12 protein-coding genes are annotated in these 14,175 nt (G+C 70.1%); 1 reads left to right on the top strand and 11 read right to left on the bottom strand.

The window, feature by feature from the left end; translation table 11 throughout:
* Positions 1-226 precede the first annotated feature (226 nt).
* The 11 genes from QH276_RS13685 to QH276_RS13635 all read right to left on the bottom strand — a co-directional run bounded on the left by QH276_RS13685 (position 227) and on the right by QH276_RS13635 (position 12,973).
* On the bottom strand, positions 227-1,804 hold the full coding sequence (locus QH276_RS13685) for an LVIVD repeat-containing protein (protein ID WP_280397795.1): 1,578 nt from the start codon (positions 1,802-1,804) through the stop codon (positions 227-229).
* A gap of 130 nt (positions 1,805-1,934) precedes the next feature.
* Positions 1,935-2,831: a 3-methyladenine DNA glycosylase gene (locus QH276_RS13680; RefSeq protein ID WP_280397794.1), complete on the bottom strand. Its 897-nt coding sequence runs from the start codon at positions 2,829-2,831 to the stop codon at positions 1,935-1,937.
* The gene (locus tag QH276_RS13675; protein WP_280397793.1) at positions 2,828-3,895 is read right to left on the bottom strand and encodes a hemolysin family protein; all 1,068 of its coding nucleotides are present in this window, start codon (positions 3,893-3,895) and stop codon (positions 2,828-2,830) included. The genes QH276_RS13680 and QH276_RS13675 overlap by 4 nt, the downstream gene beginning before the upstream one ends.
* Entirely contained in the window at positions 3,888-5,282 is a 1,395-nt protein-coding gene (locus QH276_RS13670; protein ID WP_280397792.1) for a hemolysin family protein, read from the bottom strand. The genes QH276_RS13675 and QH276_RS13670 overlap by 8 nt, the downstream gene beginning before the upstream one ends.
* Positions 5,283-5,589: 307 nt before the next feature.
* Positions 5,590-7,026 (bottom strand): GuaB1 family IMP dehydrogenase-related protein, encoded by a 1,437-nt coding sequence (locus tag QH276_RS13665; RefSeq protein WP_280397791.1) that lies wholly within the window; start codon positions 7,024-7,026, stop codon positions 5,590-5,592.
* Between the two features lie 135 nt (positions 7,027-7,161).
* Positions 7,162-8,499 carry a DEAD/DEAH box helicase gene (locus tag QH276_RS13660; RefSeq protein ID WP_432278790.1) on the bottom strand — a complete coding sequence of 446 codons (1,338 nt, stop codon included), beginning with the start codon at positions 8,497-8,499 and terminating at the stop codon, positions 7,162-7,164.
* Entirely contained in the window at positions 8,492-9,430 is a 939-nt protein-coding gene (locus QH276_RS13655) for a M56 family metallopeptidase (RefSeq protein WP_280397721.1), read from the bottom strand. Before QH276_RS13655 ends, QH276_RS13660 begins: the two co-directional genes overlap by 8 nt.
* A gap of 38 nt (positions 9,431-9,468) precedes the next feature.
* The gene (locus QH276_RS13650) at positions 9,469-9,858 is read right to left on the bottom strand and encodes a BlaI/MecI/CopY family transcriptional regulator (RefSeq protein WP_280397722.1); all 390 of its coding nucleotides are present in this window, start codon (positions 9,856-9,858) and stop codon (positions 9,469-9,471) included.
* Positions 9,859-9,981: 123 nt separating this feature from the next.
* Positions 9,982-10,833, bottom strand: coding sequence for an ABC transporter ATP-binding protein (locus QH276_RS13645; protein WP_280397723.1), 852 nt, complete (start codon positions 10,831-10,833; stop codon positions 9,982-9,984).
* A complete protein-coding gene (locus tag QH276_RS13640) occupies positions 10,830-11,930 on the bottom strand; it encodes a FecCD family ABC transporter permease (RefSeq protein WP_280397724.1) in 1,101 nt (366 codons plus the stop codon). The genes QH276_RS13645 and QH276_RS13640 overlap by 4 nt, the downstream gene beginning before the upstream one ends.
* Complete coding sequence (locus QH276_RS13635; RefSeq protein ID WP_280397725.1) at positions 11,927-12,973, bottom strand: FecCD family ABC transporter permease; 1,047 nt, start codon at positions 12,971-12,973, stop codon at positions 11,927-11,929. Before QH276_RS13635 ends, QH276_RS13640 begins: the two co-directional genes overlap by 4 nt.
* Positions 12,974-13,079: 106 nt before the next feature.
* Here QH276_RS13635 and QH276_RS13630 point away from each other — a divergent pair, with 106 nt between their 5' ends.
* A complete protein-coding gene (locus QH276_RS13630; protein WP_280397726.1) occupies positions 13,080-13,787 on the top strand; it encodes a hypothetical protein in 708 nt (235 codons plus the stop codon).
* Positions 13,788-14,175 lie beyond the last annotated feature (388 nt).

The raw sequence follows: 14,175 nt of genomic DNA, 5'->3' as shown, positions 1-14,175 counted from the left end.
TTCTGTCCAGCACGCGAATCGGGTCCTTGCGGCTGCGTAATCGAGCCGTCGTGGCGCCGATGTCGCGGGTCAGTACCGCCGGGGACGGTGTGCCCACGGCGGCCATGGCCGAGTACTACGCGCGGTTCGCCGCGGGCGGGTCCCCCCGCCCCCCCCCTACGGGGCCCCCCCCCCCCCGGCGGGCGCCCCCCCCCCAGGTTTTCCGCCGGTGGCGGGCCTGCAGAAGTCAGGAACCGACCACCGATTGCTGGTCGGCGGGAGGGGAATACACCGATTCGTCGACACGCAGAACCATGAAACCGTTATCGGAACAGGTGACATACAGATCGTTGCCGCGCCATTCCGGCGGCGACAGGCACCAGTCGGTGGACACATCGCCGAACGCGAGTTTGCCGGTGCGCCCGGACAGCGCCTGCGAGGGATCGAATTGCCCCTCGAGCACCGCACGCGCCGCGCTGGGCGCGGTCATCGCCGGGATACCGAGCAGCGAAGCCAGGGCATGCGGTGAGTTGACCAGTTCGAGGTTGCGACCCGTGCGGGCCGGGGGGTTGAAGTAGGCGATCTCCCGGATGGCTCGCGGATCGCGGATATCGAAGACCCTGATCCCGGAGGAGATCCAGCCGCAGGCCAGCGCGGTCGGGTTCGCCGGGCGATCGGCGGCGCAGTAGTGCGATTCGTAGGCGAAGATCGAACCACCCATGGACGAGGCGATATTGCTGTCCAGATGCTGCGGAAGGTTGATCTCCAGTTTCAGCTTGGCGACCACCTTCGGATCGGCGTCGTCGGAGACGTCGATCAATTTCACGCCACCGGAACCGCCTTCGTCGACGGTGTAGATATGCGGCTTTCCGTCGTAGGTGACCGGAATACTGTGCTGGGTGGCCCAGCCGTCGGACCAGAACATCCGCCCGAGGTGATGGACCTGCGGATTCGGGTCACGCCGCTGGATCGCGCTGATATCGAGCACCGTGACCCCGCTGAGCGCCGACAGATAGAGACGGTTCCCGTCCGGGCTGACGCCGAAACCGTGGGCGGTGATCCCGGTGAGTCCCTGCCAGACGACCCGGGGGTTCGCCGGATCGGTGAGATCGACCGCGCTGAGGAACCCCGGCGTGATACCGGACGCCCAGTAGGTGTTTCCGTCGGGCGAGAACCCGCCCTCGTGGGTGGTGATCGGCAGCGGCATACCGAGATTCGTTCCGGGGCCCGGATTCAGCAGCCGTGGATGCGCGCAATCGGAAATATCGTAGACGGAGAGATACCCGGCGCCGACCAGCAGTGGGACCCCGGTGCCCACCAGCAGTTTGCGCCGGGCGTTGACCTTCAGGCTCTCCCAGGTACCGGCCACCATGGCCGGTTCGTTCAGCGTCACGGTCGGGCGGGGGTGTGCCGGGTCGGAAACATCCAGGACCTGGACTCCGCCGTTCCGGTGCAGCAGATTGCCGGGGAAGAAGGTTCCCATATACGCGCAGTGGTCGAAACTCGTCGAGGTGATCCCGGCCCCGCGTCCGGCGAACTGGCCGACCATGGACATATTGCAGCGGTATCCCTGGGTGCTGCGTCCGCTGTCGCGGTCGGCGGCCGGAACGTCGCCCTGCAGCCCCGGCTCGGGCATCGAACCCGGCCCGCAGTCGGCGCGGGGGACCGCGGTACGGCCGACGTCGAGGAACTCCCGGACCTCGTTCTGGATATCGGATTGCAGATCCGCCGCGGCGCTGCCCGGAAGCATGATCGCGGTGACCACGGCCACCGCTGCCAGGGCTATCGCCCGGGCCCGATGGAGTTCGCCGAAGGGACGCCTCATTGCATCCTCACGTTTTCCCGAGCTACCTCGTCCTACCCGTCCGGGCCGTGTTTCGGGACACAGCCCGGAATTTTCAGTGATGGTAGCGATTCGGAGACCACGCGGGTGACGAATCGGTGAAACGGGGCGATCAGTCCAGCGCTGTCAGCAACGATTCGCAGTCGTTCAGCAGTCGGCGGCGCAGAACCGCGGCGCGTTCGGCGAGCCCGGCTTGCGCGCGGACGTAATCGGCGCGCCCGGCGGGAGTTTCGATCGGCACCGGCTCGTAACCGTAGTCCCGCAGATCGTACGGGCTGGCCCGCATATCCAGTTCGCGCGCATCCCGGGCCAGGGCGAAACAATCCAGCACCAGATCCGAGCACAGCAGCGGAGCGAGTTTGAAACTCCACTTGTACAGATCCATATTCGCGTGCAGGCAGCCGGGTTGTTCGGTGTGCAACTGGTCGGCCCGGGTGAGCGGACGGGTGTTGCGGGCGACGGCGGACGGGGTGAAGAAGCGGAACGCGTCGAAATGCGTGCAGCGCACCGGCATCGATTCCACCACGGCGTCGGTCCCGGCGGCCCCGAGCCGCAGCGGGACGCCCGCGTGCCGCACCTCCCCGCTGCGATACACCATCGCCCATTCGTGCAGGCCGAAACACGACAGCTGGGCGGGCCGGGACGCGGTGGAGCGCAGCAACTCGGCGATATAGGACACGGTTTCGGCGCGGGCGTGCAGGAAATCCGGATCGGCGGTCACCACCGGACCCGGGGCGCCGTCGCCGGCGGCGAGCCGGTGGTAACCGCGCGATCCCGCATACTCGTGCGCACCGGCCAAGGCGATACCGAACCCGGGATGCCAGCGCCGCAGCTGCGCGGGTTTGTGCCCGTAGTAGGTGAACAGGAAATCGAGCACCGGATGCTGCTCGCCGGTGGCGCGGCGGCGCAGGAAATCACCGGCGAGATCGTCCAGCCGCCGGCGATGTGCCGCGGCACGGGCCCGCCAATCCGATTCGGCGAGGACGCGGCCGGCCACCTCCACCGTCATTCGGCCACCCGGTGCGTCGCATCGCGTACGGTCCCGACGAACTGCTCGACCAGATCCTCGAGTGCGACGATGCCGGCCGTATTGCCGCGTGCGTCGACCACCCGGCCCAGATGGCTGCTGGTGCGCCGCAGCCGGGCCAGCGCCTCGTAGAGGGTGGTGCCCAGCAGCACGGTCGGCAGTGGCCGGATATCGGTGCGCGGGATCTCGGTGCTCGGTCCGGCCGATTCGTCGGACACCTTGTCCAGCACATCCTTGACGTGCAGATATCCGACCAGCGAACCGTCTGCGGCCCGCACCGGATAACGAGAGAAACCGGTTTCGGCGACCGCGGTCTCGATATCGCCGAGGGTGGTCCCGCCGGCCCCGCGCAGCGGGACGGTGCGCATCCGGTGCAGCGGGACCATGACCTCGGCCACGAAGCGCTCACCGGTACCCAGCGCCTGGGTGAGCCGGCGGTGCTCCTCCTCGTCGAGCAGGCCCTCGGAGCGGGATTCCCCGATCATCTCCGCGAGTTCATCGCTCGAGACCGTGGCCTCGAGCTCGTCCTTCGGCTCGATCCGCAGCATCCGCAGGGTCGCGTTGGCCGCGAAGTTGTAGACCGCGATGAGCGGCCGGGCGATCCGCAGCCAGGCCAGATGCGCCGGTACCAGCAGCAGCGCGCTGCGTTCCGGACCCGCGAGGGCGATGTTCTTCGGGATCATCTCGCCCAGCAGGATGTGCAGGACCACCACGATAGTGAGTGCCACCACGAACGACACCGGATGCAGCAGCGATTCCGGCAGACCGGCCAGTTCGAACGGGTGTTCCAGCAGATGGGCGACCGCGGGTTCACCGACCCGGCCCAGCAGAATCGAGCAGATGGTGATGCCCAGCTGTGCGGCGGCCAGCATCATCGACAGGTTCTGCCCGGCCCGGATCACCGTGTCGGCATTGCGTTTACCCTGCGCGGCGAGTGCCTCGAGGCGGTCGCGCCGGGCGGAGATCAGCGCGAACTCGGCCGCGACGAAGAAGGCGTTCCCGGCCAGCAGCAGTACGGTCAGCGCGACGGCGAGCAGATCACCCATGGTGGTACTCCCGTCCGGCCGGCTGTTGTTCCCGTTCGAGCGACCTGTCGTCCACCGGCACCAGCCGGACCCGGTCCACCCGCCGGCCGTCCATCCGTTCGACACGGGCGAGCCAGCCGCCCGGGCCGTCCACGTGGCGGCGGTCGTGCCCGCGCCGCTGCGGCAGGACGACGGTATCGCCGGCCACCGGGATACGGCCGAGCCTGGTCAGCACCAGACCGCCCAGGGTTTCGTACTCGCCCTCGGGGGCCTGATATCCGGTGGCCCGGGAGACCTCGTCGATCCGGAGCAGTCCGGAACAGTCCCAGCCGTCGGAGACCCGGCGGACATCGCGTTCCTCTTCGTCGTGTTCGTCGCGGACATCGCCGAGGATCTCCTCGATGATGTCCTCCATGGTCACCAGGCCCGCGGTGCCGCCGTATTCGTCGACCACCAGCGCGACCTGCATCCCGTCGGCGCGCACCCGCTCCAGGACTTCGTCACCGTCGAGGCTGGCGGGGACCACGGGCACGGGTTGCGCGATCTGCGCCAGGCCCACGCCGGCGCGAGTGGGCGCGGGATGGGTGAAAGCCTGTTTGACGTGCACCACGCCGAGGGTGTTGTCCAGATCGCCGTCGATCACCGGGAACCGGGAGAACCCGGTGCGTGCGGCGGCGGCCAGCAGATCACCGATGGTGTCGGTGCGGTCCAGCGCTTCGATCTTGACCCGTGGGGTCATCAATTCTTCGGCGCTGCGCGCCCCGAACTGCAGCGATCGGTCCAGGATCTGGGCGGTGCGCTGGTCGAGCGCGCCGTGCTGGGCCGAGGTGCGCACCAGCGAGCCGAGTTCCTGCGGAGAGCGCGCCGAACGGAGTTCCTCGGCCGGTTCGACGCCGAAGCGGCGTACCGCCCAGTTCGCCGCGCCGTTGAGGAACTGGATCATCGGCCGGAACACCGCCGAGAAGGCCACCATGGGTCCCGCGGTGGCGCGTGCGGTGGCCAGCGGGGCGGCGATCGCGATGTTCTTCGGTACGAGTTCGCCGTAGATCATCGACAGCGAGGTCGCCAGGACCAGGGCCAGGACGAGCGAGAGACCGGTGGCCGCGGAATCCGGGATGCCGGTGAGGCCGAACAGCGGCGTCAGTAACCGGGCCAGCACCGGTTCGGCGATATAACCGGTGATCAGAGTGGTGATGGTGATGCCGAGCTGGGCACCGGACAACTGGAACGACAGCGTACGGTGCGCCTGGCGGACCGCCCGCGCCCGCACATCACCCTCCCGGGCGTGCGATTCGACAGTGCTGCGCTCCAGCGCGGTGAGCGAGAATTCGGCCGCCACGAACAGGGCGGTACCGGCGGTCAGTGCCACGAACCCGATCAGGCTGGCGATAGTGAGTACGACGGACATATCACCACCCCCCGGCGGGCATCGGCATCAGCGTGGCCGGATGAGCGGGAGGTCGGTGGAGGGTGATGCGGAGGGGGACGCCGGGTCTGTCACCCGGCTCGATAGATGAGCCCTCCTGAGTGGCGCCCTCGGACGCGGGTGACAACTGGTTCCTTTCGTCCCGATGATCAAGGGTCGGCAAGGGGCCGACGAACCTCATGGTACCGGCCCGTGCATAGGGGTGCACGGGCCGGTATCGACGTAACCCCCGGGCGGGGCGAGGACGAGCCGTGTGCCGGCGCCGGGTGCGAGGTGGGGAACCGGCCGCTCACCAACCGCCGGGCAACGGCCGTCCCTCGGCGAAGCCGGCCGCCGACTGCACACCCAGCACCGCGCGTTCGTGGAACTCCGCGAGATTCGCCGCGCCGGCATACGTGCAGGCACTGCGCACTCCGGAGCAGATGTGATCGATCAGGTCTTCCACACCGGGACGTTCCGGATCGAGCAGCATCCGGGAACTCGAGATGCCTTCCTCGAACAGTGCCTTACGGGCCCGGTCGTAGCCACGGTCGGCGCTGGTGCGCGCGGCCACCGCGCGTTTGGACGCCATCCCGAAGCTCTCCTTGTACGCGTTGCCGTCCCGGTCCACCCGCAGATCACCGGGGGACTCGTAGGTGCCGGCGAACCAGGACCCGATCATCACATTCGACGCGCCCGCCGCGAGGGCCAGCGCGACATCGCGCGGATGCCGGACACCGCCGTCGGCCCAGACATGCGCGCCGAGATCGCGGGCCGCGGCCGCGCATTCGGCCACCGCGGAGAACTGCGGGCGGCCGACACCGGTCATCATCCGGGTGGTGCACATGGCGCCGGGCCCGACGCCGACCTTGACGATATCGGCACCGGCCTCGATCAGGTCGCGAGTGCCCTGGGCGGAGACGGTGTTACCGGCCACGAGCGGCACACCGAGACCCAGATCGCGGATGGCGCGCAGGGTTTCCAGCATCTTCACCTGATGCCCGTGCGCGGTATCGACCACCAGCACATCCGCGCCGGCGTGCACCAACGCCTTCGCCTTGGCGGGGACATCCCCGTTGATCCCGACGGCCGCCGCGATGCGCAGCCGGCCGTCGGAGTCGACGGCCGGGGTATAGATCCCGTGCCGTACCGCACCGGTCCGGGTGAGCACGCCCGCGAGGGTGCCGTCGGCGGCGAGCAGCACCGCCAGATCGGCATGCGCGGCCTCGAGGCGGTCGAAGATGTAGGACGGTTCGGCAGTGACCGGCGCGGTGACGAAATCGGTGGTCGCGACCTCGTGCAACCGGGCGAAGCGGTCGACATCGGCGCAGGCGGCCTCGGTGACCACACCGACCGGACGGCCCTCGTGGACGACGACGACGGCACCGTGCGCCCGTTTGTGGATGAGCGCCATGGCGTCGGAGACCGAATCGTCGCGGGTGAGGGTCACCGCGGTATCCGCGAGCAGCGAGCGGCTCTTGACGAAGGCGATCGTTTCCGCGGCCGCGTCGTTGGGCAGATCCTGCGGCAGCACCACGATTCCGCCGCGGCGGGCAACGGTTTCGGCCATCCGCCGACCGGCCACCGCGGTCATATTCGCGACCACCAGCGGGATGGTGGTGCCGGAGCCGTCGGACGTCGTGAGGTCCACATCGAACCGGGAGGCGATATCGGTGCGGTTCGGGACCAGGAAGACGTCGTTGTAGGTCAGGTCGTACGGCGGGGTTTGCCCGGGGAGAAACTGCACTGCACCCATGGTAATGGGGAGCCGCCGGTGGCGGGCAAATCACCCGCGGCGACCTCGGGTCCCGCAGCCCGCCTGCATCTGGTGACCACGCCGCATCTCATCGCGGGCCCCGGTTCCTTCGGGCCGGCTGCGCCGTCACCTGGCCCGCCGCCGATGCGGGCGGCGGGCGGGGGCGGCATCGGTGCGACGCGGGCGCCCGGACCCACGCCGCGGCGGCCCGGCGCGGTCACGGGGCGCGGGTTCCGGGGCCTCGGGCACGCCCGCAGGGGTGCGGGCACCGGTGAGTTGCCGGAGTTCGCGGTCCTGCGGCCGGACGGAATGCGTCACCACGTCCACTTCCGCGGCCCGGATCAGCGCGCTGACCTCGGCGCGCTGATCGGGGGTTACCACGGTGACGACCGTGCCGGCCGCGCCGGCGCGGGCGGTCCGCCCCGCGCGATGCACGTAGTCCTTGGGGGAGGTGGGCGGATCGGCGTGAACCACCAGCGATATCGCGTCGACGTGGATTCCGCGGGCGGCGACATCGGTGGCGACCAGGGTCGAGACCGCGCCGTCGGCGAACGCGGCGAGGGTGCGCAGCCGGCGGTTCTGTGCCTTGCCGCCGTGCAGGGCCGCGACCGCGAGGCCCGCGTCGCGCAGCCGGCGGGTGAGTTTCTCGGCACCGTACTGGGTGCGCACGAACATCAGCGTGCGTCCCTCGCGGGCAGCGATCCGTGCGAGGACCGCGGGTTTGTCGGCGGCCTCGACGAACAGCAGGTGATGGACCGCGACCGCCGCCGCGGGTTCGGATGCGACGCTGTGGGTGACGGGATCGCGTAGGTAGTTCCGGACGAGGTCCTGGATCGATTCGTCGTCGAGGGTCGCCGAGAACAGCAGCCGCTGGCCGTCGCTCGGGGTGGCGTCGAGCAGTTGCCGCACCTGCGGAAGGAAGCCGAAATCGGCCATCTGGTCGGCCTCGTCGAGCACCGTGACCCGGACGGAGTCCAGTATCGCCGCACCCTGTTCGACGAGGTCGGTGAGCCGGCCGGGGGTGGCGATCAGCAGATCGACCCCACGGAGCAGTTTTTCGGCCTGGCGGGCCGTCGGGAGACCACCGACAGCCGTACCCAGCCGCAGTCCCAGAGCGAACGGTTCCAGGTCACGTTCGATCTGCAGCGCCAATTCGCGCGTCGGGGCCAGTACGAGACCGCGCGGAGCGCGCGGTATCGCCGGACGTCCGGCGAGCCGGGCCAGCATCGGCAGGCCGAAGGCGAGTGTTTTCCCCGACCCGGTCGGGGCGCGGCCCAGGACATCGCGGCCGGCCACCGCGTCGGGAATGGCGGCGGCCTGGATCGGCCGCGGATCGGTGAAACCTTCGCGGCGCAGCGCCTGGACGGTGAGCACCGGCAGACCGAGGGTCGCGAACGGCGGCCGGGCGGCCGACTGCTCGGATCGCGGCGGTTGCCGATCCGGCGCGAACGAGGGTTCAGCCACGGAAGAGCCGGCTCAACTCGACCAGCCAGGGAATCGCCACGGCCTGGGTCGGCACCACCAGGATGGCGATCGAGGCGAGATAGGCGGCGCCGGCCAGGCGCATATCCCCGAGCGGACCGGCCAGCCGCTGGATCCGGATCAGGGTGCTGGGCCCGCCCACGGCCAGCGCGCCCTGCGGAGCGGTGGACTTCGAGCAGGCCACCAGCGCGCGGGCCAGTGGTTTGGGGCCGGTCACCTTCACCGCGGAATCATCGGCGAGCAGTTCGATGAGCAGTTTCACCGAATCCAGCGCCGATTTGCTGCGGACGAACCGGGGGAAGGCCTCGTGCGCGGCGGTGAACGCCTCGAGTACCAGGTCGTGGCGGGCCCGCAGATGCGACCGCTCATGGCTGAGGATGGCGGTCAGCTCCTGTTCGCTGAGGTTGTCCAGGGTTCCCGCGCTCACCACCACGCGGCGCCGCAGGCCCGGTAGGCAGTAGGCGATGGGTTCGGCGGCCGAGAGCACCCGGATATCGGCAGCACGGCGCACCGGGCCGCTCTGGTCGAGCAGATCCACCAGCATGCGGTGCTTGGCCCGCCGCCGCCGGGTATGGATCCCGACCCGGATCGAGGCGTAGATGAGCCGCGCACCGATCAGCAGGGTGAGCATGAAGACGGAGACGTAGGCCAGCCACAGGGGTAGCCCGAGCGCATCGATCTCATCGGTGGGCTTGGTGGTGGGCCGGCCGTCGGGGCCGGGAACCAGCAGCTCGGCGGCGATGGCGAGCCCGGAACTGAAGGCACTGAGCACGGCGGCCAATGCGATGGCCTGCCAGAGAACGAGCGCGGCACGCGGCACACGGTAGGTCCAGGTCGCGCGACTGAGCGCCTCCGGGACAGGACCGGCGAGAAGCAAGGCAAGTACGGCGAAGGCCGGTGCTGCTGCGTTCATCGACTCTGCTCACTGCGTTGTGGGGCCAGGGTCCGAGCTCACTGCGGCGGTGCGGTGTCCTCGGTGTCTTCGAGCTTAGCGAGCGCATCACGCAGGGCCGCGGCCTCGTCCTTACCGACCTGCTCCACGAAATGCACCAGGGCCGCCGCCCGGCTGCCGGCCTCGTCGGCTTGCTGCAGCGCATCCATCATGAGTCCGGCCACCAGCTCGTCACGGCTGTGTACCGGAGCGTACCGGTGCGCGCGGTCGTCGCGCCGCTGCACCACCAGATTCTTCTTCGCCAGCCGCTGCAGCACCGTCATCACCGTGGTGTACGCGAGTTCGCGGCGTGCCGACAGGGCCTCGTGCACCTGCCGGACCGTTTGGGGTTCATCGGCGGACCACAACTGGTCCATAACCGCTTTCTCGAGTTCACCAAGTCCAGCCATCTCTCGATTTTACGACTACAACGACGCGTGGGCGTACTACAGGGTGTCGTAACCGCGTGGGATTGGTCATAACTCACCGCCGGCCCGCCCCGTAGGCGCGGCGGGTGGACGGGTTCGGCGCAGTCAGGAGCGGGTTTCCGGCGGGCCGCCCACCGCCCCGCGGACGTGCCGGGTGCCGATCGGAACGATCATCGGCCGTTCCGAGACCGGGTCCACGAGCACCTGCGCGCGCAGGCCGAACACCTCGGCGAGCAGTTCCGGGGTGATGATCTCGGCCGGGGCGCCCTGGGCGAACACCGTGCCGTCGCGCAGTACCACCAGGCGGTCGCTGTAGCGGATCGCCAGGTTCAGATCATGCAGCACCATCACGACCGTGCGGCCCAGATCGGCGTGCAAGCGGTCCACCAGGTCCAGGACCTCGAGCGCGTGGGCCAGATCCAGATAGGTGGTCGGTTCGTCGAGCAGCAGGATATCGGTCCCCTGCGCCAGGGCCATGGAGATCCAGGCGCGCTGGCGCTGCCCGCCGGACAATTCGTCGAGCGGGCGGTCGGCCAAGTCGGCGATACCTGTCCGGTCCAGCGCCGCGCGGACCTCGGCCTCGTCTCCCGCCGACCACTGCCGTAGCCAGGACTGATGCGGATGCCGGCCGCGCGCGACCAGCTCCGCCACGGTCAGGCCTTCCGGCGCGACCGGTGTCTGCGGCAGCATGCCCACGATCCGCGCGACATCCTTGGTCTTCGCGGTGGCGATCGCCTTACCGTCCAGCAACACGTGGCCGGTGCGTGGTCGCAGCAGCCGCGCCAGCGCGCGCAACACCGTGGATTTGCCGCAGCCGTTGGGGCCGATCACAGTGGTGACCAGTCCGGATTCGATCGCCAGGTCCAGCTCCGCCACGACGACCCGTTCGCCGTATCCCAGGGTGAGCCCCCGCGCGGCGAGCCGGTGACCGGGGGTTTCTGCGGGTTGCGCGGTCACAGCGTGGCCTTCCGGGTGATGAGTACGAGCAGGACGAGCAGGAAGGGCCCGCCCAGGGCGGCGGTCACGATGCCGACCGGCAGGTCCGCCGGTAGCAGCACCCGGGCGAGGATATCGGCGCCCAGCACGACGACGGCGCCCGCCAGCGCGGACCCGATGAGCGGTTCCCCCGCGGTGCGCAGAACGCGCCGCGCCACTTGCGGTGCGATGAGTCCGACGAACGCGATGGGCCCGACCGCGGCCGTGGCCACCGAGACCGCGACCACCGCGGCGCCGATCAGCAGGGCCTGCTGGGATCGCAGCCGCACCCCGAGCATTCGGGTGGTGTCGGTATCGAGCCGTAGCGCGGCCAGCGTGCGGGCCGAGCCCACGGCCACGAGGACGACGAGCGCCAGCGCGGCCGTCGCAGGGACGAGCGTGGCGCGGGTGGCCTCGTCGAGGGAGCCGATCAGCCAGCGCTGGGTCCGGGTGATATCGGTGAGCTCGGCGCGGGCCAATTGCCAGTTGATCCCGGCCAGCAGCAGTGAATTCACGCCGACCCCCAGGAGCACCAGGCGTATCCCGGTCGCTCCGGCACCGACTCCGGGGTGGCGTCCCCAGGCCAGCACATAGATCAGCGCCGCTGTGCCGAGCCCGCCGAGGACCGCGGCCAGCGGCGCGCCGATCGAGACGGCGAATCCGGTACTCGCGCCGCCTGCGGTCAGCACTGTCACCGCGCCGAGACCCGCACCGCTGCTGATGCCGAGCACATCCGGCGCGGCCAGCGGGTTGTGCAGGACCGACTGGGTGAGTGCCCCGGCGAGCCCGAGCGCCATTCCCACCACGACCCCCGTCGCGGCGCGTGGAAGCCGGGATTCGAGCACGATGTAGCGCTGCGCACGCGAACCGCCGCCGGTCAGCACATCGAGGACCCGGCCCAACGGAAGGGTGGTGCTCCCCACGGCGATATCCACGCAGAACAGCGCGGCCGCGACAACTGCCAGAACGGCCGCGGCGACCACGACCGAGGTCCGCAGGACCAGCGAAACCGGCCCGACCCGGATCGCTTTCGGAAGCGGCGCGGTGGGTACCGGTGGTCCGGGCCGGGTGACGGTCACGGCGCCACCAGCTTCCGGCGGCGGACCAGCAACACGAACACGGGCGCGCCGAGAAATGCCAGCATCACCCCGGCCGGTAGTTCGCCGGGTCGCGCCACCAGCCGGCCCGCGATATCGGCGAGCAGCAGAACCGCCGCCCCGATCAGGGCGGCGTAGGGGAGTAGCCACCGCTGGTCCGGTCCCGTGCACAGGCGGGCGAGATGGGGTGCCAGTAGCCCCAGGAACGCGAGTGGGCCCACCGCGGCGGTCGCGGCGCCGACGAGCAATACGACCGCGGCGAGACCGAGGGCGCGGCTGCGGCCGAGATGGACACCCAGCCCGCGGGCGATCTCGTCGCCGAGGCCGAGGAGATTCAATCCCGGTGCGGCACTCAGCGCCAGGACGGTCCCGGCGGCGAGGAAGGGCAGTACCTGCCAGAACACGGCGGCGTCACGTCCGGCGACTTCGCCGACCACCCAGAAGCGATACGTCTCCAGGGCGTAAGCGTCGAGCGTGACGAGTGCGTTGGTGAGGGCTTGCAGGAACGCGGTCAAGGCCGCGCCGGCCAGGATCAGGCCGAGCGGACCCGTTCCGGCGCCGCCGATCCGGGACGCGCCGAACACGACGAGCCCGGCGAGCAGTGTGCCCGCGAAGGCGAACCAGATGTACTGCTGCGGGCCGGACAGTGCAAACAGGTAGATACCCAGTGCGGTGGCGAAGGCCGCGCCCGCGGTGAGGCCGAGCAGGCCCGCGTCGGCGAGGGGATTGCGCGTATAGCCCTGGATCAGTGCGCCGGCCAGGCCGAGCGCGAGCCCGGTGACCAGCGCCAGCGCGGTGCGGGGGAGCCGCATTTCGCGCACGATCTCTTCCTCGGAGGTGAGCGAGGCGCAGGTGAACGGGCCGTCCGGACAGGACAGCGCGTGCGTGAGGGCCGCACCGACGGTATCGGGTGGCAGCGACCGGCTGCCGATCGCGACGCCCGGAATCACCAGGAGTAGCAGCGCGACGGCGAGCAGTCCGAGCCCGAGCAGGCGCCGGCGACGCGGGGGGACGACGAGAGTCACAGGCGCGGTTGCTCCCTTGTTCACGCGAAACACTTGCTAGGTCTGGTAAGGCTAACCTATCTTTCGATCAAGTCGTTGCTGCGACGCCGATCTCGAGGAGGTTCGAATGTCCGAACTGGCCACTGTGCGCATCCCCCGTCCCTACGAGGCGGCGTTCGGTTCGGCGTGTTCCCGGCTGCGTGAGTTACAGCCGGAGCATCCGCGTGTCTATGCCGCCGCGGCCATGGCGGATCAGGGTAAGCGGCGCTGGTGGGCGCTGTCCACCGGTCTGCGCGAGGGCCGGATCGAGTTGATGTACCGGCGCCACGCCGCCGAAATGATCAGCGCGACAGCGGCTGCCGAGGTGGTGGCCACCGCCCTCATCCATGCCGTGGTCGGCCGGGTCGCGGCCTTGTGGGTCGCCGACGGCCGAGCCTGGGATCCGGGGCTCGAGAACGTGTGGATCCATACCGACAACGATGGGGGGATCGACTGGGCGGGTCTGGCGGATACGACGATTCGCGTCGTGGACGGCGATCCGATGGCCGGAACGCCCGGGGTGGTCACGCTGCCGTGCGAGCGTGCCATGTGGGTCTGGCTCGCCTACCGCTGCGAACCGTCGTTGCTGCTGGTACAGGGCGCGCTCGCCCGCTGCGCCGGGTTGAGCCCGCGGCGATTCTGGGCGCTGGTCGCCGAATCGGTTTCCGGCGCTACGACCTACGTGCCCGACCTGGCCGGTATCGACCCGGTGGCCCCGGCCCGGCGCGGGCACGGGCTGCTCATGGCGCTGGAGGATCGTGGACTGGCGATACGGCGGGCTCAACGTGTTGCCTAGTTAGGTAAGCCTGACCTATACTCGAAAGCGGCATAAGGATCGCGCGAGCGTCCCGAGGGCTGCGGTGACCCCCGATCCCATGCGCGGGGGGGGGGGGGGGGGGGGGGGGGGGGGGGGCGCCGGGGGGGGGGGGGGGGGGGGGGGGGGGGGGGGGGGGGGGGGGGGGGGCGCGGGGGGGGGCGAGAGGGGGGGGGCGGGCCCGGCCCGCGGGGGGACAGGGGGGGGCGGGGGGGTTTTTCCGCGGGGGCCCGCCAATTTCTCGGGGGGTTCCCCCCCCCAGGGCCACCCCCCGGTTCCCCCCCACGATCGCCAGGATCACCGGATCGTCGCGGTTTCCGATGGCACCGATGAGTTCGGACGCGATACCCGGTATCGCGAACACCGCTTC

It is taken from the genome of Nocardia carnea, assembly GCF_029869215.1.
GTDB lineage: Bacteria > Actinomycetota > Actinomycetes > Mycobacteriales > Mycobacteriaceae > Nocardia > Nocardia carnea_B.
Note: the sequence above shows the minus strand (reverse complement) of the source record. Positions and strands in the feature narration are given on the sequence as shown.